The following is a 20,480-nucleotide window of genomic DNA, read 5'->3' on the forward strand; positions in this document are numbered from 1 at the left end:
CGAAGCCAAGCTCACACATACGGCCCTGCCGACCGCCGGCCTCGCGTGGTCCACACTAGTGAGGTCAAGCAGACAGCGTCCGGCGCCGCCGCCCGGGCCGCGCCCATCACCAACACGAATCAGCGAGGACGGCGTGGAGTTCGACGTCACGATCGAAATCCCCAAGGGGGAGCGGAACAAGTACGAGGTGGATCACCGCACCGGGCGGATCAAACTGGACCGGACGCTGTTCACCGCCACCCAGTACCCCGCCGACTACGGGTTCATCGACGACACCCTCGGCCAGGACGGCGACCCGCTCGACGTGATGGTGCTGGTGCAGGAGCCGACGTTTCCCGGTTGCCTGATCCGGGCGCGGGCGATCGGGATGTTCCGGATGACCGACGAGAAGGGCCCGGACGACAAGGTGATCGCCGTGCCCTCCGACGACCCTCGACTGGAGCACCTCCGCGACATCCACCACCTGAACGAGTTCCACAAGCTCGAGATCGAGCACTTCTTCCAGGTCTACAAGGACCTGGAGCCGGCCAAGAGCGTCGAGGGCTCGAACTGGGTCGGCCGGGTCGAGGCCGAGACCGAGATCAAGCGCTCCTACGAGCGCGCGGCGGCGCTGAAGGCGGAGGCGCTGCCCGAGGAGGCACCCGCCGAGCACTGACCCCGGCGACGATCGTGGCCCGGCACCGAGCTGGTGCCGGGCCACCGTCGTCAGGGGCCGTTCTCAGGGGCCGTCGTCAGAGCCCTTGTCAGGGGACCTTGTCAGGGCCGTCGTCAGACCGTGTAGCCGGGCATGGGGTAGCCGGCCAGCAGCTCGCGCACCTCGGCGGCGACCCGCTCGACGGCCGGCTCGTCGCCCCCCGCCGCGGCGGTGACCGTCCGGTCAATCCACTCCGCGATCCGCGGCTGATGCTCGGGGCGCAGGCCGCGGGTGGTGATGGCGGCGGTGCCCAACCGGATGCCGGAAGGGTCGAACGGCTTGCGCGGGTCGAACGGCACGGTGTTGTAGTTCAGTTCGATGCCGGCCCGGTCCAGCGCCTGCGCCGCGGGCTTGCCGCCGATCCGCTTGTTGGTCAGGTCGACCAGCAGCAGGTGGTTGTCGGTGCCGCCGGAGACCAGGTCGAACCCGCGCTCGAGCAGGGCCTCGGCGAGGGCCCTGGCGTTGGCGACCACGCCGTGGGCGTAGTCGCGGAACCCCGGCCGGGCCGCCTCGCCCAGCGCGACCGCGATGGCGGCGGTGGTGTGGTTGTGCGGGCCGCCCTGCAGCCCGGGGAACACCGCCTTGTCCACGGCCTTGGCGTGCTCGGCGTCGGTCAGGATCATCGCGCCGCGCGGGCCGCGGAGGGTCTTGTGGGTGGTCGTGGTGATCACCTGGGCGTGACCGACCGGTGAGGGGTGCGCGCCGCCGGCGACCAGGCCGGCGATGTGCGCGATGTCGGCCACCAGCACGGCGCCCACCTCGCGGGCGATCTCGGCGAAGGCCGGGAAGTCGATGGTGCGCGGGATGGCCGTGCCGCCGGCGAAGATCAGCTTCGGCCGGTGCTCGCGGGCGAGGTCGCGGACCTGGTCGAGGTCGACCCGGCCGGTCTCCTTTAGCACCCCGTAGCGCACCGCGTTGAACCACTTGCCGGTGGCGGAGACCGTCCAGCCGTGGGTGAGGTGGCCGCCGTCGGGCAGCGCCATGCCGAGGATGGTGTCGCCGGGCTGGGCGAAGGCGAGGTAGACGGCGAGGTTGGCGGGCGAGCCGGAGTAGGGCTGGACGTTGGCGTGGTCCACCCCGAACAGCGCCTTCGCCCGCTCGATGGCCAGGGTCTCGACCTTGTCGACGACCTGCTGGCCCTCGTAGTAACGCTTGCCGGCGTAGCCCTCGGAGTACTTGTTGGTCAGCACCGTGCCGGTGGCCTCGAGCACGGCCGGCGAGACGTAGTTCTCCGAGGCGATCAGGCGGATCTTGTCGTGCTGGCGACGGGCCTCGTCCTCGACGAGGCCGGCGATCTCCGGGTCCGTGGCGGACAGCGCGGACAGGGCGGGCTGATGCGTCATGTTCCTACTCCAGGCAAAAATGGCCAGCCGCCGTGCGGCAGGGCACCCAGGCGCGCGGTGCCGGCCGTGTCGTCGCTCCCCGGTGGTGCTCCACCTCTTCGGCGCCAGTCGCTGCTGTGGACCCGATGCTAGTGGACGGGCGTCGAGCGCGACTGGTGGAACGCGGCGAGGCGACCGGCTTCGGGGTGGGGTCCCCAGGGCGGCCGACCCGGCTCAGTCCACCACCCGCACACCCATCGAGCGGGCGGTGCCGGCCACCGTGCGCATCGCGGCGTCGAGGTCGGCGGTGTTGAGGTCGGGCAGCTTGCGCTCGGCGATGGCGCGGAGCTGGGCGCGGTCGAGCGTGCCGGCACCGTCGTGTCCCGGCCGGGCCGAACCCTTGCCGCCCAGCGCCTTGCGGATGAGGAAGGCGGTCGGCGGGGTCTTCAGCCGCAGGTCGAACGAGCGGTCCTCGTAGACCGTCACCACCGCGGGCACGACGTCTCCCCGCTGGGCGGCGGTGGCGGCATCGTAGGCGCGCTTGACCTCGATGAGGTTCACGCCGGTCTGGCCGAGCGTCTTGCCGAGGTCGACGACCGGCGCGTCACCGGCGGCGAGCTGCAACGTGGTCCGGAAGGTGGGCTTCTTGGCGCGTGGTGGCATGGCGTCCCCTCGGCTGTGCGAAATCTCGAACAGCTGGGGACGCTAAGGTCTCCAGTTACTGGAGGGTCAAACCCGAAAGGATCAGTCCGTCACCGGGGCGATGCCCTCGGCGTGCCGGCGGGCCAGCTGCTGGTAGATCTCCGCGTTGTGCTCGACCCACAGCCGGGCCGATCCGCTGAGCGGCACGTGCTTCTTGGCGGGGCTGCCCATGGCGATGACCTCGGGTGGGACCACGGAGTTGGGGGTCACCGTGGCGCCGGCGGCGACCAGCGCGCGGGCGCCGATCTCGGCCTTGTCCAGCACGGTCGAGCCGTTGCCGATCAGCGCCTGCTCACCGACGGTGCAGTCGTGCACGAGGCACTGGTGGCCGACGGTGACGTTCCTGCCGATCTCGCACACCCCGTCGTTGACGTGCACGACGGAGTTGTCCTGGATGTTCGCGCCCTCGCGGATGATGATCTTCCCGAAGTCGGCGCGGACGACGGAGCCGTACCAGACCGAGGCGCCCTTCTCGACGGTCACGTCCCCGATCAGGGTCGCGGTGGGGGCGATCCACGCCTCCGGGTGCACGGTGGGGCTGACGCCCTCGAAGGAAAACAGCGGCATGGCGGTCACCCTAAGCCCGGCGCCGAAGACCGCGATCGCCCGTGGCCCGCGTCACGGGAGCGAGCGATCAACGCCGCTCTCCTGCGCGACCCCGCTCAGGGGTAGAGCGCCGCGCGAACCCGGCGCACGGATGCCTCGTGGGCCAGCTCGGCACGTGCTTCCGGGTGGTCGGCATAGAAACGCACCGTGTAGTACACCAGAGCCGGGTCGACGGCCAGGTTCTTCGCCTGGACGGCGATGCCAGGCCCCTGCGGCGGGGTTCCACCCCAGCGGCCGGCCAACGTGACCTTCCGCACAGCGTGGTCGTGTCCCCGGATCCAGATCTCGGGTTCACCACCACCGAGGGCGCTGACCCCGATGACGTCGTCCCAGGGGAGCTCCGACCGGTACCCCCAGCTCCGGTGCTCTATCCCGACGGGGGTCAACGTGACGCGGCCGAGCCCGATCCGGCCCGTCACGAGTTGCCACAGGTAGGCCGCGAAAAGGGCGGCGACAAGGCCGAACACGACCGCGGCCGCGGCAGGCGCCGGCACATCGTCGCCGGCCTTCGTGGCGAACTCGTAGGACGCCGTGGCGAAGACGGCGAACATCAGAACCACCATGAGCGCCGACCCGAGAAACACGATCCGGGAGTAGGGGATCACCAGACCCCTGCCAGCTTCGAGCCGAACACGCTCGACGCCGCGCTTGCGGACGTTCACCCTGCTGTCGCAGCCCACGACGACGATGGTCACGAACAGCAGGCCGAACAGCACGAGGTACTTCGTGGCCCCAGCCATTTCGCTGGAAGCCACCGCGAGCGCGCTGACGAAGGCGATGAACGCCCACGACCCCAGCCATCCGAGCGCCAGGTACCACCTGGCGCGTTTCGGCTTCCCCCACTCGGCAGGCCAGGCCACCCGCCCGGAAGACCGCATCCGACTACCTCATCCGATCGCGTCGGCAACCCGGCGATCCCCACGTCGTGGCCCCGTTTCGCTCCACACACGGCCAAGAAAACGGGCCACGGACGCGGAAGGGGCACTCCGGAGAGTGCCCCTGACCTGGGAGCCGCCTGCGGGAATCGAACCCGCGACCTACGCATTACGAGTGCGTCGCTCTGGCCGACTGAGCTAAGGCGGCGTGCCAGCCGAACTGACCCGAGCCAGTGTAGCGGCCCGGCGCGGCGTCACTTCCCCGGCCCGCCGTCGTTAGGCTGCTATGACTCCGGTCACCTGTGGCCGGTCCCACGTCTTTTCGGGAGGTCATGTGCCCACGCGTGGACGCCTGCCCCGTACGTTGGCTCTGCCGATCACGGCCGCGGTGCTCGCGATGTCCGCGGCACCCGCGCTCGCGCAGCAGATCCCCACGACACCGGTCCCACAGCCCACGGACCCAGGCCAGCCCCCGATCTCGGCGGCGCCCGACCCGCAACCGCTCGGCCACGCGGTCGGCGACGCCGGCACCGCGCTGGGCATGCTGCGCCTGCTGCCCGAGGCCGTGGAGACCAGCGCGATCCTTCCCGGGATCGGCGAGGAGCTGCCGAAGCAGTCGGTGTTCGAGGGCGGCATGGGGCTGTCCAGCGCGCAGGCCAACTCGGAGGCCTACCTCGCCTACGAGCGGGCCATCGCGCAGTCCTCGCCGTTCGGCGTGTCCATCGCGGGGCATGCGCCGCAGGCACCCGGCTCGCTGGCGCAGACCGCGCTTCCGGACAACCCCGAGCCGGTGACCGGCGGGTTGAACGCGCCGAAGAACCCGCTGCTCGACCTGGGGCTGCTGAACGGGAGCGTGCACGCCCGGTGGAGCCCCACGGAGGGCCCGTGCGTGGGCACGATCGCCGACGCCTCGACCTCCCTGGCCAGCCTCTCGCTGCTCAATGTCATCCCGTCGATGCCGGACGCCGGCCAGCTCACCCAGGCCAGCGACCAGCTGAAGGAGGGTCTCGGCCAGTTGCCGGGTCCGCTGGCGCAGCTGGGCGGGCTGCTCTCCGGCGGCGAGAAGCCGAACGACGACGGCACCGGCTCGGTGCTGAGCCTGCCGAACACGCTGTCGTCGCGATCCACGGTGCGGCTGGTGGACCTGCCGGACAGCGACCGCAAGGCGGTGCAGTCGATCTCGACCCTGCAGGTCGCCGACGTCAACATCCTCAAGGGCACCCCGCTCGGCCTGACGATCAAGGTGGTCAGCCAGCCGACGCTGACGGTCACCTCGACCGGCTCGAAGGACACCTCGACCGTGGAGTACACGGCACCGGTGCTGGCGGTGGAGCGCAACGGCCAGCGGCTGTTCACGCTGGACGCGGCCAACCCGACGAAGGACGTGCCGATCGGCATCCCGCTGCCCGGGCTGGAGAACGTGCCCGGGTTCGACGAGGTGAAGAAGGTTCCGGTGATCGGTGGGGTGGCCGAGATGGCCGACGAGGCGCTCAAGCCACTGACCGAGCCGGCCAAGGGGTTCGTGCTCGACCTCGGGGTGCTGCGGCTGTCCATCGCCGGGTTGGACGAGCGGTCGATGGAGATGACCGAGCCGTTCAAGGGCTTCCAGCTCGGGGCGTCGGCGCGGATGCTCGACCTGCAGATCCTGCCCACCAAGCTGTTGAAGGACGCGCTCCCGCCGGACGCGGCGAAGAAGCTACCGTCGTCGCTGGCGCAGCTGTCCCTCGGCGAGCAGGTGGCCAGGGCGTACGCGCCGGAGGGCGGCGTGCAGTGCGGTTTCGTCACCCAGCCTGCGCCGCCGGGTGGCGGTGAGCAGCCCGGTGTGCCGGACAAGCTGGCGCAGACGAGCGCGGCGTACTCGGCGGTGCCGATGTTCTGGACCGGCACGGCGATGCTGCTGGTCGGTGTGGTGCTGGTGGCCGCGCTGCCCGCTCGCCGCCGGGTGGCGCCCGCCGAGGTCGGGAAGCCCTCGCCACACCCGCGGGACTGACCCTGGCCCGCCGGGGTGCCGTCCGGGGCCGACCCCCGCTCCGAACGGCACCCCGGCGCCCGAGCCGTGGGTAAACCGACCCGACCCACCTGACGGTGGGCCAACGTCCGGGCCATCCGGGCGGCCGGCACGACGGATGGCGCCGCGCCACAGGTCCTCCCCGCCACCGCGGCTCCCGGCGGGCACATCCTCGACGAGCCACGCCACCCCAACCGGCCCCACCCCCATGGGCACACACCCGAACCCCACCGTGGCTCCCCGGCTCCGGGCACACCCGCAACATCCCGCCCATCGCCCATCGCCCAGCGACCCGACCCGCGAACTCGCCCATACCCCACCACTGCTCACCGGAAGGGGCGGGCCTGCCGACAACGCGGGCACCACCCCGCCCCGGCCAGCCCACACACCCGAGCGCACCCGTCCGCACCCCCACCACGGCCCCCCGAAAGGACAGACCTCCCGACAACGCGGGCACCACCCCGCCCCGGCCAGCCCACACACCCGAGGACACCCGTCCGCACCCCCACCATGGCCCCCCGGAAAGGGGTGCCCCTGTGCCCGCGGGCGGGGACACCGCGGGCGGGGCTAGCCGTCGCGGAGAGTGGTCACCATGGCTTCCACGGCGATCCGTGGCTTGACGTTCCACTCGATGGCCTCGCGGCAGGCCAGCACCGCCTCCAGCCGGCGCAGTGTGGACTCCGGCGTCCACTCCGTGGCGGCCGCGGCGCTCTCCGCCGCGTGGTCCGGGTGGACCAGCCGGGCGTCGGCGCCGCTCCTGGTGACCAGCACGTCGCGGTAGAACCCGGCCAGGTCCACCAGCGCCAGGTCCAGCGTGTCCCGCTGCGTCCTCGTCGCGCGGGACTTCTGCCGCTTCTCCAGCTGCCGCACCGCGGCGTCCGCGGCGCGCTTGGCCGACGCGACGCCCTTGCCGGTGCCACCGGCCCCCATCGCGGTGCGCATCGCCTCCTGCTCGGCTTCGTCGCGAACCTTGCTCTCCTCGGTGGCGTCGGCCTCGGCGGTCCTGATCAGCTCGTCGGCGCAGGCGAACACGTCCGCCGGCCGGCGCAGGCCGCGGGGGATCCGCAGCACGGCGTCGCGGCGCTTCCGCGCGTTCTCGTCGGTCGACAGCCGGCGAGCCCTGCCGACGTGGCCACCGCACACGGAGGCCGCCCACTCGGCGCGCTCCGGCGCGACACCGTCCCGCTCGACCAGCACCCTGGCGATCGCCTCGGGCGGCGGGGTGCGCAGGGTGACCTGGCGGCACCGCGAGCGGATGGTGACCGACACGTCCTCCGGATGGTCGGACGGGGCGCACAGCAGGAACACCGTGCGCTCCGGCGGCTCCTCCACCGCCTTGAGCAGCGCGTTCGCCGCGCCCTCCGTCAACCGGTCGGCGTCCTCGATGATCACGACCTGCCAGCGGCCGGAGGTCGGGCGGCGGGCGGCGGCCTGCACCAGCGCGCGCATCTCGGCCACCGAGATCGACAGGCCCTCCGGCACCACGAGCCGGACGTCGGCGTGGGTGCCGGCCAGCGCGGTCCGGCAGCCGGGGCACTGGCCGCACCCGGCGCCGGTGACGCACTGCAGCGCGGCGGCGAAGGTCCGGGCGGCTACCGAGCGGCCGGAGCCCGGCGGGCCGGTGAGCAGCCAGGCGTGTGTCATCGCACCGGTTTCGGCCACCTCTCCCGCCACGATCGCCGCGGCCGACGCCGCGGCGGCGGAGAACACCTCGACGGCCGGTTCCTGGCCGACCAGTTGCGACCACACGGGCGCGGTCATCGTCCCTCCGCCGCTGTGTCGTTCCCGCTGTCGTTCCCGCTGTCGTTCCCGCTGTCGTTCCCGCTGCCGCCCGGCCGGTCCCCGCTCCGCCGCGGGGAGCCGACGGCGGTCGTTCCTTCCGGGTCACCCGACCCGGCCCCCTGGCCGTTCGCCCTGCCCGCGGCGGCATCGTCGCCCCACCCGTTCCGAGCGGCTGCCCCGCCGGACGACCCTGGCACGTCGAGAGCACCACGCGGGGCGGCCGCCCTTCCGTCGCCGGAGCCCGCCGCCGCTCCGCCACGCGACGCGCTCGGGCCCGTCGACCCACCGTCCGCACCGGAGCCCGCGGCGCCGGGACCGTCACTCGCGCCAGGCGCCCCGCCCTCGCCGGAGTCCACCGCCGCTCCGCCATCCGGCCCCCCGAACCCGGCGGCCCTAGCGCCAACACGCGACCCGACCACATCGGGGCCCTCGCCCTCATCCGCGCCGGCCGCCCCACCAGCGCTCGACACCACACTGGCGCGTGGCCCGTCCAGGCCGGCGGCCCTGCCGTCACCGCGCGGCCCGTCCTGGGCGGGGCCTGCCGTCGGGTGGCCGAGGCCCGCGCCCGGCCGGTTCACCTGGCCGTTGCCGGAAGCGCTCGCCCTGGCGCCGATCGGTTCCGGCGTGCCGCTTTCGTCCACGGCGGGCGGGAGCCCGGCGGCGACATCCGGCGGGACGACCGACGGGCCCAGCCCGGCCATCCGACCGGCCAGCACCGCGCGCACCGCCGTCCGCACCCTGGCCGTCACCTCGTCCTCGGTGCCCTCCCCGTCGACCACGACGTAGCGGTCCGGGTCCGCCGCGGCCATCTCCGTGAGCAGGTGCTGCACCTGCCACTGCTGGCCGCGCGGCAACCCGCTGTCGAGCTCGGCCGTTCCCGGATCGGAGTCGAGCAGCACCGTCACGTCGGGACGCAACCGGTTCGTCGCCCAGTCCGCGAGCCCCTCGAGCTCCTCCGCGTCCAGGCCGGCCACGGCCGACAGGTGCGCCAGCGGCGAGTCGACGAACCGCTCCATCACCACGACCGCGCCCGCGTCGAGCGCCGGCCGCACGTCCCGCTCCACGATGTCGGCGCGGACCGCGGCCGCGGCCAGGGCCTGGGCGCGGGCACCGGACAGCGAGGCCCCGGAGATCAGCGCGGTCAGCCGGTGGTCGTCCAGCGCGGGGTCGGCGGCCAGCACGACCTTGCGCGGGCCGCCGCTCAGCCACTCCGCGAGCCGGCGCGCCTGGGCGGTGGTGTCGGTGGCCGTGGCACCCTCCACCGCGATGAGCAGTCCGTTGACCCTGCGGGGCCGGCGTCGGATGACGTTGCGCAGGTCGGACAGGATCGGCTCGGTGCGGCGGGAGTCCATCTGCCGGTACGCGACCAGCCCGACGAGCGCGGCCAGCAGCCCGCCGCCGAGCAACACCGGCCGGGTGCCGTCGATGGTGATCGGGTTGCCCCACACGTTCACCACGTGCGGGCGGACCAGGCCGATCAGCAGCGGCACGGTGGCGGTCGCGCCGAACACGATGATCTTCATCAGCGACTGGTAGATCGCGTTGATCCGCCCGCGAATGGCGTCGTCGATTTGCGAGCCGATGATCGTCACGCCGGTGAGGAAGGCCCCGCCGGCGCACGCGCCGACCACCGCCACCGCGACGAGCGCGACCGCCAGGTGCGGCGCCAGCGCCACCACGATCAGCGCGAGACCGGCGAGCACGATCCCGATGCCGAACAACCGGTCGTGCGGAAGGCGGCGGGCGAGCTTCGGGGAGCCGGCGAGCCCGGTCGCGGCGCCCACGAACACGGCGACGAACAGCAGGCCGAAGGCGGCGTCGCCACCACCCAGGCTGGAGGCGTAGGGCTTGGCCGAGCCGATCACCGCGCCGCCGGCGGCGAAGGCGCCGGTCATCCCGATCAGCAGACCGCGGACCAGCGGGGTGCTGCGGACGAACTTGGCGCCGTCCCGGACCATTCCGAGCAGCCCGCCCGACTTGTCCTCGTCGCGCCCGGCGGACTCGTCCCGCTTCGCCCTGTCCCGCTTCGGCGGCTCGACCCGCTTCGGCGCCGCGCCGTTGGCCGGCACCGGGTGGACGTTGCGCAGGGACAGCTCGGGGATGCGGGCGATGAGCAGGGCGCTGGCCAGGTAGAGCAGGCCGTTGACGACCACGACGATCTTCGCGATGCCGAACTGGCCGAGCACGTCGGGCGGCAGGTTGAAGGTGGTCTGGATACCGGTCAGCACCGAGTACAGCCCGGCGCCGGTGACCACGGCCAGCCCGTAGGTCATCACCATGCCGAGCTGGTTCGCGGTCTCCACCTGGTCGGGCCGGCGGAGGAGGTTCGGCACCGCGGCGTCCTTGGACGGGATCCACATCATGGCCGCGGAGCCGACCAGGAAGTTGCCGATGAACAGCCACAGCGGGGTGCCGACGAACGCGATCGACAGCAGGAGGCCGCAGCGCACCAGGTCGGCGGCGATCATCACCTTGCGGCGATCGAGGCGGTCGGCCAGCAGCCCGCCGAGCGGGGCGAAGAGCAGCCCCGGCAGCAGGTTGGTCAGCACCACGCCGGCGAAGGCGAAGTTCTGCGCCGTGTAGCTCTCGGTGAACTTGGTGACCAGGCCGGTCAGCGCGAGCAGTGACAGCCAGTCAGCGACGCTGCACAGGTAGGTGACACCCCAGAGCCGGCGAAAGGGGCGGATGGCCAGCACACGTCGTACTCGGTGGACCGTCGACGCGTCGGAGCCCACCGATGCGTCGACACCGGCTACTCCGTTCATCTGCTTGGCCTCGCTGATGCGCCCACCCCACAAAGCTCGCAGCCCGGGTCGCCCGGATGGTGTAGCCAGGGTATCCCGAGCCGGACACGGAGAGCGGCTGGCCCGGCCGCGTGCCGCACCCGAAGGTTCGGCCGACCCGTTCCTCGACGGCCGCTCGATCCGACGCGCCGGCCGGCCGTGTACCCGCCCAGCGGACCTGCCTCGCCTTCCGTGGAGCACCGGTTGGCGAAACTCCCCTGCTGTCGGGGATGAGCCGCACGGTCCGCGTCGGCGGAACTTCTGTTGTGCCGACAACAGTCGCTCGGCGGAGGCGACCCCGGCAACCGCCGCGGCCGGTGTGGCGCCCCCTTCCAGCCTGACGGCGACCCGTGGCGAGGACGACTCGGCAAAGGGCGACCGAGGCTGCACAGCCAGACAGCGAGCCAGACAGCCAGGCAGTCGGCCGACCAGTCAGCCGGCAGCGGCCCGTGCCATCGCCGACCCCGCGTCGCGACCGGCCCCCGCGAGATCGGCGGGACCGGCAGAAGTGTGGCGGACGGCGCCAGCTGGAGGAGCGTCAGTTGAACAGGCCGGTGACGCTACTCACGAAGCTGGAGATCAGCTGCACGACCAGGAGCCCGAAGACCACCAGCAGGACGACCGCCATGGCCACCCCCGCCGAGCCGTTCGACGGCTTGCGCACGACCGGCCGAGGATGCGCCGCCGCCCGGCGCCCGAACCGTGGGACCACCGGGGTCCGCGTCTCCGCGCCCGGCCCCGGCCCGGTGTCCTGCCCGGCCTCGGGCCCAGGAGCGGATGGGCCACCGCCCGGCGACCGCCGCGCGGTCAGCACCTGGCGCATCCGCTGCGGAGCCGACCAGCGCCGCTGCTGCTGGAGCAGGCCGGCGTTCTCCGGTGACGGGAACTGCGTGACCGGTGCGGCCGCGGCCGCCGGTCGCGAGGCATCGAGGGCCCTGCCCACCGGCAGGCCCTCGCCCTCCCCCGCCAGCGCGGCGTCGACCATGCCGCGCACGACCTCCGGATCCGGCTCGACCGGGTCGGGTACCTCGACCTCGACGTCGTCCGTCGAGCCGCCGAACCCGACCGGCGTCGGTGAGCCACCGGTGACCAGCCCGGCGAGCGGGTCCGTGTACGCCGGCGGTGGCGCCGGAGCCTGTGTGCCGTCCGCGCCGACTCGGCCGTCGGTTCCCACCGTCACCACCCCAATACCTAGCGTTCCGGTCGGTTCCAGGGTAGCGACCCGAGCGGCCCAGCGGGTAGGTCGCCGAGGCGCCCACCCTCCTCGGTGCCTTCGTGTTGTCCGCGCTCACCTCCTTCGACTCGGGTCGGCACGGGCCGATCCGAGGCACGACAACCGGAATCCGGCCCTCACCCCGGCGGCGCCTGCGCCTCCGCCATCGCCCGCGCCTCGGCGAAGGAGGCGTCGATCCATTCGGCCAACCCGTCACCGCCGGAGCCCACCAGCAGCAGCTCCGGCGCACCGGTGACGCTGCCGGCGGTCAACGCCACGACGTGCCGGCCGAGGTCGTTGTCCACGACCACCACAGGCTGGTCGGGAAACTCGGCGCACAGCACCCCGAAGGCGGTGAGGTCGACCAGGGCGGTGGCGGTGCGCGGCCGAACGAGGAACCGCCGGACCAGCTCGGCGGCCGCGCGATGGGTGGGCAGCACGTCGCCGTACTCGTCGGCCCGGACCCGCACCGGTGGGTGGGTTCCGTCCGGGCAGCCCGGCAGGAACCCGGCGATCCGCCCGGCCATCTCCTCGAACCGGGCACCGGCGACCACGCAGCTACCGTCCGGATGCCGACTCCACAGCACCCCGGCGTCCTCGTCGCCGTAGGCCCGGATGTCGATCCGGCCGTCAGCGACGTGCACGCCGCTGACGACCACCCGCAGCGGGCCGCGGAGCATGAGCGAGACCACCCACCGGCCCGTCTCGTTCAGCTCCCCGTGGGTGCCGAAGCCGAGCCGCTCCACCATGTCGGCCCACCTCAGGTGCTCGGTGACCTCGTCCGCCAGGTCTCCCCCGACGTCCGGCCCCGTCGCCGCCGACGGCCGGATCTCCCGGATCTGGGCGTCGGTGACGCCGGGGCAGTAGAGATCGAGCACGGACGGCCGCTCCGGCACCGCGTCGAGCACCGGGCCGGCGGCCTGCCACAGCAATGGATGAATGTTGTCCATCAGTCCCCCTGATCGTGTCGTTCGAGCGAGTGGGCGATCCACGCCACGGCCGTCTCCCTCGTGGCCGGGGCGTACCGCAGGACCCATCGGCCGTCCGGACCGACGGACGTGGTGACGAGATAGCGACCGAGGTCGGTGTCGAGCAGCGCGAACGCGCCGTGCGGATGCTCAGTGAGGACCTTCTCCCGCACGGTGAGATCCACCAGGACCGTGCCGTGCCGCCGCCGCGCGACGGCGGAGCGCAGCGCCGCGAGGGAGGAGTCCTGCCCAGCCAGGACCACCCCGCGCTCGTCCGCGGCGATCTCGAACGGCGCACCGGGGCCGGGCGGCGGGTCGGGAAGGTCGTCCAACGCCCATTCCGGCAGCCCGCCCCGGGAGCCGGTGCGCATCGTCGCCTCGCCGCCGACGACGGTCATGACCATGGCGTACCGCCGGTCGCCGTAGAACCGGACGTGCAGCGGTTCCGACCGGTCCGCGAACACCCCGGTCACCACGCCGCGGACATGGCCGCCCCGGAACGCCCGGTACATCCCGGCCGCCTCGGCGCTGATCCCGCCGTCCTCGTCGACGAGCCCCATGGCGGCCATGCCGGAGACGAACCGCGTGTAGTGCTCGGCCTCGGCGATCAGGTCGGTCACCGGTGGCGAGCGCTCGTCGAACGCCGCGGGTAGCCGGAAGTCGGGGTCGAGGAACTCCCGTGCCGACGGTCGGCGCGGGAGCGCCTGGGTGATCGGCCGGACGACGTCGTCGACGAGGGCGAAGACGGTGTCGGTGGAGGTGTTCATGGGGACATTGAACAACCGGGCACCGACAGGTTTGGTCGAACAGGAGTTCGACCGGCGTCACTGGATCGGGTGGAAAGGGGTGGGGTTCCCCGCGGCACGCGGAACCCCACCGATCCAGCTCACGACTTGGTCTTCGCCGGGGCCTTCTTGCGGGTGGCGGCCGCCTTCTTCTTCGGCGCCGGCCCCTTGGCCCGCTTCTCCGCCAGCAGCTCGGCGGCTCGCTCGTCGGTCAGCGCCTCGACGGCGTCGGTCTTGCGCAGCGAGGCGTTGACCTCGCCGTCGGTGACGTACGGGCCGAACCGGCCGTCCTTGACCACCATCGGCTTGCCGGACACCGGGTCGGTGCCCAGCTCCTTCAACGGCGGCCGTGCCGCCGCCTGCCGGCCGCGCCGCTTCGGCTCCGCGTAGATCTTCAGCGCCTCGTCCAGGGTGATCGTGAAGATCTGCTCCTCGCTGGTCAGCGAGCGCGAGTCGGTGCCCTTCTTCAGGTACGGCCCGTACCGCCCGTTCTGCGCGGTGATCTCGTCGCCGGACTGCGGGTCCGTGCCGACCACCCGCGGCAGCGACAGCAGTCGGAGCGCGTCCTCGAGCGTGACGTCCTCGATCGACATCGACTTGAACAGCGACGCCGTGCGCGGCTTGGGCTTCTTCGCCTTGGCCGACTTCTTCCCGTCGCCCGACGTGTTGCTGTCCTCGTCCGGCTCTGGCAGCACCTCGGTGACGTACGGCCCGAACCGGCCCTCCTTGACCACGATCTCGTTACCGCTGACCGGGTCGGTGCCCAGCACGCGGCCCTCCTGCGGGGTCGCGAACAGCTTCTCCGCGACCTCGGGGGTCAGCTCGTCCGGCGGCAGGTCCTCGGGCAGGTTGGCGCGCTGCGAGGCGCCGTCGACCTCGCGCTCGAGGTAGGGGCCGTACCGGCCGACCCTGACCACGACCTGCCGGCTTTCGGCGTCGGCGAACAGCGGGATGGAGTTGATCTCCCGCGCGTCGATGTCCTCGACACCCGTGCCGACCAGCTTCTTCAACCCGCCGAGCCGGCCGACAGACCGGTCGCCGCCCATGTCGCCACCGAAGTAGAACTTGGACAGCCACCGGGTGCGCTGCTCGTCGCCGGCCGCGATGCGGTCCAGCTCGTCCTCCATCGCCGCGGTGAAGTCGTAGTCGACCAGCCGCTCGAAGTGCCGCTCGAGCAGGCCGACCACGGCGAAGGCGACCCAGGACGGGACCAGCGCGGAGCCCTTCTTCCACACGTACCCGCGGTCCTGGATGGTCTTGATGATCGAGGAGTAGGTGGACGGCCGGCCGATGCCTAGCTCCTCCAGCTTGCTGACCAGGCTGGGCTCGGAGTACCGCGGCGGCGGCGACGTGGCGTGCCCCTCCGCGGTGAGCTCGTTGGCGGAGAGCCGCTGGTCGCGCTCCAGCCGGGGCAGCCGGCTCTGCTTGTCGTCGGCCTCGCCACCGGCCTCGGTGTCCACGGCCTCGACGTACGCCTTGAGGAAGCCGGCGAAGGTGATGGTGCGTCCCGAGGCGGAGAACGTGCACTCCTCGCCGCTGCCGGCCGTGCCGGTGATCCGCACCGACATCGTGGTGCCCTTGGCGTCGGCCATCTGCGAGGCGATGGTGCGCTGCCAGATCATCTCGTAGAGCCGGAACTCGTCGGTCTCCAGCTCGCCGGCGACCTGCCCGGGGGTGCGGAAGTTCTCGCCGGCCGGCCGGATCGCCTCGTGTGCCTCCTGCGCGTTCTTGACCTTGCGGTTGTACTGCCGCGGCTTGTCCGCCACGTACTCCGCGCCGTACAGCTCGGTGGCCTGCCGGCGGGCCGCCGCGATCGCCGTTCCCGACAGCGTCGTCGAGTCGGTGCGCATGTAGGTGATGTAGCCGTTCTCGTAGAGCCGCTGCGCGATCCGCATCGTGCGCTCCGAGGAGAACCGCAGCTTGCGGCCCGCCTCCTGCTGCAACGTCGAGGTCATGAACGGCGCGTACGGCCGCCGCGTGTACGGCTTCTCCTCGACGCTGCTGACGGTGAACTCGCGGCCGTCCAGCGCCTCGGCGAGCCGGCGCGCCTCGGCCTCGTCGAGGATCCGCACGTCCCGGTCGGCGTCCTTGAGTCGGCCGTCCGGCCCGAAGTCGCGCCCGGTGGCCAGCCGGGATCCGTCCACGGCGATCATCCGCGCGGGGAACGTCCGCGGCGCGACCGCGTCCTCGGACCCCACGGCCGTGCCCTCCATCGTGGCGGCGATGTCCCAGTACGACGCCGAGGTGAAGCGCATCCGCTCCCGCTCGCGCTCGACCACGATCCGGGTCGCCACCGACTGCACCCGGCCCGCCGAGAGCTTCGGCATGACCTTCTTCCACAGCACCGGCGAGACCTCGTAGCCGTAGAGCCGGTCCAGGATGCGCCGGGTCTCCTGCGCGTCGACCAGGTCCTCGTCGAGGTCGCGGGTGCTCTCCGCGGCGGAGCGGATGGCCTGCTCGGTGACCTCGTGGAACACCATCCTGCGCACCGGCACCTTGGGCTTGAGCGCCTCCAGCAGGTGCCAGGCGATCGCCTCCCCCTCGCGGTCGGGGTCGGTGGCGAGGAAGAGCTCGTCGGCGTCCTTGAGCAGGCTCTTCAGCTCGGTGACGGTGGCCTTCTTGTCCGGCGAGACGACGTAGAGCGGCTCGAAGTCGTTGTCCACGTCGACGCCGAGGCGCGCCCACGGCTGCCCCTTGTACTTGGCGGGCACGTCGGCCGCGCCGCGCGGCAGATCCCGGATGTGCCCGCGGGAGGACTCCACCACGTATCCGCGGCCGAGGTAGGGGGCGATCTTGCGGGCCTTGGTCGGCGACTCGACGATCACCAGCCGTCGACGGCCGGCGCCGTTCGACCCGGCCTCGGTCTTCTTGGTTCGTGCCGATCCAGCCACGCTGTCCGCTCTCCGCTCTTTCCCGCCGCCCGCGGCGGCGACTCTCGACCAGCCAGTGTGCACGTCGGCACCCGGTCGTCCACGCCGAGGTCGGGCAAACCGGCGCGGACCGTGTGCCCACCGCATCGACATCCACCCGTTCGGCGTTTCTTCCACACCTAGCATGTGATGGCCGCCTCGCGCCCGCCGGGGGCGGCGGGTAGTCGGGCGAATACCCTCCGGATGCCGGTATCCCAGTTGCTCCGGTCGGCGGTTGACTGGAGCGGACGGCGCGCCGAAGGGAACCCTCATGATCCGACGCCTCCTCACCCTCGTGGTCTGCGTGGTGGCCGTGCCACTCGGCATCGCGGCACCCGTCGCGGCCGCTCCCGGTGCCAACTTCGCCGGCACCGTGGCCCTCTCCAACTGCTCCGGCGCGGTGGTGCGACTCGCCGAGGCTGCCGCCGACGCGCCCGCACTCGTGCTCACCAACGGCCACTGCCTGGAAGGCGGGTTCCCGGAGCCCGGTGAGGTCGTCGTCGACCGACCGGCGCGGCGCACGTTCACCCTCCTCTCGGGCGACGGGACCACCCTCGGCACGCTGCACTCCCGGAAAGTGGTCTACGCGACCATGACCGGCACCGACGTCGCGCTCTACCAACTGGACACCAGCTATGCGGACATCCGGCGCGAGCACGGCGTCGCGGCGCTGCGCCTCTCCGCCGCCCGGCCGGCGGCCGGCACCGACATCACCGTGGTCTCCGGCTACTGGAAGCGCACCTACACCTGTGCGGTGGACGGCTTCGTGCACGAGCTGCACGAGGACCGCTGGGTGTGGCTCGACTCGGTGCGCTACACGCCCGAGTGCCGGACCACGGGCGGCACCTCCGGCTCGCCGATCGTGGAGCGGCGGACGGGCAAGGTGGTCGGGGTGAACAACACCGGCAACGAGAGCGGCCAGCGGTGCACGCTCAACAACCCGTGCGAGGTGGCCGAGGACGGCACGGTGACGGTGCGCAAGGGCATCAACTACGGGCAGCAGACCTACCGCGTCGCGGGCTGTGTCACCGAGCACAGCGAGGTCGACCTGGGCCGGGCCGACTGTCACCTGCCCAAGCCGGCCGCGGTCCCGGCACTGACGGGAGCGTAGAACTCGCCGTCCCGAACGTAGAACTCGCCGTCCCGAACGTCGAACTCGCGGTCCCTGGCCTGGGACTCGCGGGTCAGCCAGCGAGGACGGTGACGTGGGCCGGCCATGCCGGTTCGGCACCGACGGGCGAGTCGCCGACCATCTCGTGCAGGGTGGCCAGCCGGCGGCGGCCGGTGATCCGGACGGCGGGGCCGCCGCGGCGCGGGCCCACCCGCTGGCCGGGCAACCCGATCGCGGCCAGCGCGCCGAGCAACGGCTCGTGGGTCTCCGGGGCGTCCTCGTCGAGGGCCAGCAGGTAGCCTCGCTCGACCGCGCGGCCCGCGGCGAGGGCCCAGAGCCGCAGCACCGCGCCGTCGAGCACGAAGCGGGGCGGCACCGCCTTGCCGGACTCCGTGGTCCAGCTGCTGGCCGTGCCGAGCAGGTCCACCCGGAACGGCGTGCGGATCTGCCGCCGCCCGCAGTCGGTGCCGAGCACGGCCGCCTCGACGCCGCGGCGCGCGTACTCCCGCATCAGCGCGCGGGCCCGCCACTCCTCGGACACCACCACGGACAGGCGCGCGGCGGTCCGCCCGAAGGTGGCCACCTGGCCGGGCCCGCACAGCACCCCCGCGAGGTCGGCCAGCCGCGGCCGCCTCGCTTCGGCGGAGAACAGCGAGATCTGCTCCACCCGCCGAAGCCTAGAACATCTGTTCGACGTGAGGGTAGTCTCGGGGGCGACGACTACCCGGGTGGTGGTTCGGCCGGCGCCGCCGCGGGCTCCACGCGCCGGGGTCCCAACCGCGGCTCCGGCCCCTGCTCGACCAGCCACTGGCACGCGGCCGCCCGCTGGCTCGCCCGCGCCAGCTCCGGCGTGTCGGCGAAGCCGGCGAGCAGGCCGCGCTTGCCGACGTCCTCCAACGGAGCGCCGGCCTCGCCGAGGGCGGCGCTGGCCGCGGCCGGGTCGGTGGCCGCCGCCAGCCGGCGCCGCGCCTGGTCGGCTCGGTTTCGGATGTCGGTGTAGTCGGCGACCGCGTCGGCCCGAACCGTCTCACCGGCCGGCACCGGCGCCGGCTCGAGCGCGCGGAGGGCGCTGGTGGTGCGGTCCAGCCCGTCGACGAGGGAGTCGAGCAGCTCCCCGGAGGTCCGCGACGCCCGCCGCGGCGTGCTCGGGTCCACCGTGGGCATGTCGGCCATCGACCGCACCAGCTCGTGCACTGCGCGGCAGTAGCCGTCGGCCCACCGGACGGTGGCGGCCTCCCGCCGGACCTCCGGCGGCGGCTCCGGGCTGGTCGACCCGGACGGCCGTCCCGGGGCCAGCTCGTCCACCGGCTGGCCACATCCCGTGACGCCCACGATCCCCGCGGCGGCCACTGCGGCGAGAACCGTCATCCGCGGCCGCACGCTCCTACCTCCTGACGCAACACGGGCACCGGCGGCCACTGACGCTACCGATCCCCTCGAGTGGTGCAAGTCGGCGCGGGCAACCGATCGGCCGCGCCCGGAGACGGCTCGGGCCCGTCGCGGATCAACGCGACGGGCCCGAGTCCGCCGGAAATCGCCCGAAACGGTGCGCCGACAACCGTTCAGCGCACCGCTTCGCGCTCGGTCACGCCTTGGCCTTGGCCTCGGCGGGGGTGTCGGAGATCGCCGTTCCACGGCGCTTGGACACCACGATGGCGGTGACGATGATCGCCACGGCCACCAGCGAGATGGTGAGCCGCACGCCCAGCGAGGCGTCCGGGCCGACGGTGTACTGCACGATCGCCGGCGCGATGAGCAGCGACACCAGGTTCATCACCTTGATCAACGGGTTGATGGCCGGACCCGCGGTGTCCTTGAACGGGTCACCGACGGTGTCACCGATCACCGTGGCGGCGTGGGCCTCGGAGCCCTTGCCACCGTGGTGGCCGTCCTCGACCAGCTTCTTCGCGTTGTCCCACGCGCCACCGGAGTTGGCGAGGAACACCGCCATCAGCGTGCCAGCCGCGATGGCGCCGCCGAGGTAGCCGGCGAGCGCACCGGTGCCGAGGCCGAAACCGACGGCGATCGGCGCGAACACCGCGAGGAGGCCGGGGGTGGCCAGCTCCCGCAGCGAGTCGCGGGTGACGATGTCGACCACCTTGCCGTACTCCGGCCGGGTGGTGCCCTCCATGATTCCCGCGATCTCGCGGAACTGGCGACGCACCTCGTACACCACGGCGCCGGCGGCACGCGACACGGCGTTGACCGCGAGCCCGGAGAACAAAAACACCACGCAGGCCCCGACCAGCACGCCGACCAGCACGTTCGGGCTCATGATCGTGGAGAGGAAGGTGTCGGAGTCGGTCACCGCTGCCCCGGCCGCGTCCAGCGCCCGGTCGATCGCCTCCGCGTAGGAGCCGAACAGGGCGGTGGCGGCCAGCACCGCGGTGGAGATCGCGATGCCCTTGGTGATGGCCTTGGTGGTGTTGCCCACCGCGTCCAGCTCGGTGAGGATCTGCACGCCCTCACCCTCCTTGAGGTCGCCGGACATCTCGGCGATGCCCTGCGCGTTGTCCGACACCGGGCCGAAGGTGTCCATCGCGACGATCACGCCGACCGTGGTCAGCAGGCCGGTGCCGGCCAACGCCACCGCGAACAGGGCAACGGCGCCGCCGAGCAGGTACGCGCCGTACACCGCCGCACCGATGGTGAGCGCGGTGAACACCGCGGACTCGAAGCCCACCGAGATGCCGGAGAGGATCACGGTGGCGGCGCCGGTCTC

At 72.7% G+C, this 20,480-nt stretch carries 15 protein-coding genes, 1 tRNA gene, 1 pseudogene and 1 riboswitch; of the genes and pseudogenes, 3 read left to right on the forward strand and 14 right to left on the reverse strand.

What is annotated here, in order from left to right; genetic code table 11:
* Positions 1 to 133: 133 nt before the first annotated feature.
* Entirely contained in the window at positions 134 to 655 is a 522-nt protein-coding gene (locus tag BM051_RS09305; RefSeq protein ID WP_092529572.1) for an inorganic diphosphatase, read from the forward strand.
* A gap of 113 nt (positions 656 to 768) precedes the next feature.
* On the opposite strand, the gene BM051_RS09310 is transcribed toward BM051_RS09305, so the two are convergent.
* The 5 genes from BM051_RS09310 to BM051_RS09330 all read right to left on the reverse strand — a co-directional run bounded on the left by BM051_RS09310 (position 769) and on the right by BM051_RS09330 (position 4,407).
* Positions 769 to 2,037 (reverse strand): serine hydroxymethyltransferase, encoded by a 1,269-nt coding sequence (locus BM051_RS09310; protein WP_092529573.1) that lies wholly within the window; start codon positions 2,035 to 2,037, stop codon positions 769 to 771.
* Between the two features lie 37 nt (positions 2,038 to 2,074).
* Positions 2,075 to 2,159: riboswitch (ZMP/ZTP riboswitch) on the reverse strand.
* 91 nt (positions 2,160 to 2,250) lie between these two features.
* Positions 2,251 to 2,679: an uL11 family ribosomal protein gene (locus BM051_RS09315; RefSeq protein WP_092529574.1), complete on the reverse strand. Its 429-nt coding sequence runs from the start codon at positions 2,677 to 2,679 to the stop codon at positions 2,251 to 2,253.
* Between the two features lie 81 nt (positions 2,680 to 2,760).
* A complete protein-coding gene (locus BM051_RS09320) occupies positions 2,761 to 3,285 on the reverse strand; it encodes a gamma carbonic anhydrase family protein (protein WP_092529575.1) in 525 nt (174 codons plus the stop codon).
* Between the two features lie 95 nt (positions 3,286 to 3,380).
* The gene (locus BM051_RS09325; RefSeq protein ID WP_092529576.1) at positions 3,381 to 4,202 is read right to left on the reverse strand and encodes a hypothetical protein; all 822 of its coding nucleotides are present in this window, start codon (positions 4,200 to 4,202) and stop codon (positions 3,381 to 3,383) included.
* Positions 4,203 to 4,333: 131 nt separating this feature from the next.
* A tRNA-Thr gene (locus BM051_RS09330) sits at positions 4,334 to 4,407 on the reverse strand.
* A 189-nt stretch (positions 4,408 to 4,596) separates the two neighbouring features.
* Between BM051_RS09330 and BM051_RS09335 the strand changes: the two genes are divergently transcribed.
* Complete coding sequence (locus tag BM051_RS09335; protein WP_092529712.1) at positions 4,597 to 6,189, forward strand: hypothetical protein; 1,593 nt, start codon at positions 4,597 to 4,599, stop codon at positions 6,187 to 6,189.
* Positions 6,190 to 6,774: 585 nt separating this feature from the next.
* On the opposite strand, the gene BM051_RS09340 is transcribed toward BM051_RS09335, so the two are convergent.
* From BM051_RS09340 to topA, 6 genes and pseudogenes are all read right to left on the reverse strand, one after another.
* A complete protein-coding gene (locus BM051_RS09340) occupies positions 6,775 to 7,968 on the reverse strand; it encodes a DNA polymerase III subunit delta' (protein WP_092529577.1) in 1,194 nt (397 codons plus the stop codon).
* A 701-nt stretch (positions 7,969 to 8,669) separates the two neighbouring features.
* A pseudogene (locus BM051_RS09345) lies at positions 8,670 to 10,754 on the reverse strand (bifunctional MFS transporter/dTMP kinase); the annotation flags it as partial.
* A 556-nt stretch (positions 10,755 to 11,310) separates the two neighbouring features.
* Positions 11,311 to 11,946 (reverse strand): hypothetical protein, encoded by a 636-nt coding sequence (locus tag BM051_RS09350; protein WP_134045903.1) that lies wholly within the window; start codon positions 11,944 to 11,946, stop codon positions 11,311 to 11,313.
* A gap of 176 nt (positions 11,947 to 12,122) precedes the next feature.
* Entirely contained in the window at positions 12,123 to 12,935 is an 813-nt protein-coding gene (locus tag BM051_RS09355; protein ID WP_092529579.1) for a hypothetical protein, read from the reverse strand.
* Positions 12,935 to 13,720: an ESX secretion-associated protein EspG gene (locus BM051_RS09360; protein ID WP_092529580.1), complete on the reverse strand. Its 786-nt coding sequence runs from the start codon at positions 13,718 to 13,720 to the stop codon at positions 12,935 to 12,937. Before BM051_RS09360 ends, BM051_RS09355 begins: the two co-directional genes overlap by 1 nt.
* 119 nt (positions 13,721 to 13,839) lie before the next feature.
* Positions 13,840 to 16,629: a type I DNA topoisomerase gene (gene topA, locus BM051_RS09365; RefSeq protein WP_092529581.1), complete on the reverse strand. Its 2,790-nt coding sequence runs from the start codon at positions 16,627 to 16,629 to the stop codon at positions 13,840 to 13,842.
* A 289-nt stretch (positions 16,630 to 16,918) separates the two neighbouring features.
* On the opposite strand from topA, the gene BM051_RS09370 reads away from it, so the two are divergent.
* Positions 16,919 to 17,758, forward strand: coding sequence for a S1 family peptidase (locus BM051_RS09370; protein ID WP_092529582.1), 840 nt, complete (start codon positions 16,919 to 16,921; stop codon positions 17,756 to 17,758).
* A 73-nt stretch (positions 17,759 to 17,831) separates the two neighbouring features.
* Here BM051_RS09370 and BM051_RS09375 read toward each other — a convergent pair whose 3' ends face one another.
* The 3 genes from BM051_RS09375 to BM051_RS09385 all read right to left on the reverse strand — a co-directional run.
* Positions 17,832 to 18,425 (reverse strand): hypothetical protein, encoded by a 594-nt coding sequence (locus BM051_RS09375; RefSeq protein ID WP_092529583.1) that lies wholly within the window; start codon positions 18,423 to 18,425, stop codon positions 17,832 to 17,834.
* 53 nt (positions 18,426 to 18,478) lie between these two features.
* A complete protein-coding gene (locus BM051_RS09380) occupies positions 18,479 to 19,126 on the reverse strand; it encodes a hypothetical protein (RefSeq protein WP_092529713.1) in 648 nt (215 codons plus the stop codon).
* Between the two features lie 217 nt (positions 19,127 to 19,343).
* Positions 19,344 to 20,480, reverse strand: a 1,137-nt coding sequence (locus tag BM051_RS09385) for a sodium/proton-translocating pyrophosphatase (protein ID WP_177216902.1), incomplete at its 5' end; no start/stop codon positions are given.

Source organism: Amycolatopsis arida, assembly GCF_900115565.1.
Classification (GTDB): Bacteria; Actinomycetota; Actinomycetes; order Mycobacteriales; family Pseudonocardiaceae; genus Yuhushiella; species Yuhushiella arida.

Excerpts from the sequence above, each read along its gene's own strand:
- BM051_RS09310 (WP_092529573.1), bottom strand. The coding sequence starts at position 2,037 with ATGACGCATCAGCCCGCCCTGTCCGCGCTGTCCGCCACGGACCCGGAG.
- BM051_RS09315 (WP_092529574.1), bottom strand. The coding sequence starts at position 2,679 with ATGCCACCACGCGCCAAGAAGCCCACCTTCCGGACCACGTTGCAGCTC.
- BM051_RS09320 (WP_092529575.1), bottom strand. The coding sequence starts at position 3,285 with ATGCCGCTGTTTTCCTTCGAGGGCGTCAGCCCCACCGTGCACCCGGAG.
- BM051_RS09325 (WP_092529576.1), bottom strand. The coding sequence starts at position 4,202 with ATGCGGTCTTCCGGGCGGGTGGCCTGGCCTGCCGAGTGGGGGAAGCCG.
- BM051_RS09335 (WP_092529712.1), top strand. The coding sequence starts at position 4,597 with ATGTCCGCGGCACCCGCGCTCGCGCAGCAGATCCCCACGACACCGGTC.
- BM051_RS09340 (WP_092529577.1), bottom strand. The coding sequence starts at position 7,968 with ATGACCGCGCCCGTGTGGTCGCAACTGGTCGGCCAGGAACCGGCCGTC.
- BM051_RS09355 (WP_092529579.1), bottom strand. The coding sequence starts at position 12,935 with ATGGACAACATTCATCCATTGCTGTGGCAGGCCGCCGGCCCGGTGCTC.
- BM051_RS09360 (WP_092529580.1), bottom strand. The coding sequence starts at position 13,720 with ATGAACACCTCCACCGACACCGTCTTCGCCCTCGTCGACGACGTCGTC.
- BM051_RS09370 (WP_092529582.1), top strand. The coding sequence starts at position 16,919 with ATGATCCGACGCCTCCTCACCCTCGTGGTCTGCGTGGTGGCCGTGCCA.
- BM051_RS09380 (WP_092529713.1), bottom strand. The coding sequence starts at position 19,126 with ATGACGGTTCTCGCCGCAGTGGCCGCCGCGGGGATCGTGGGCGTCACG.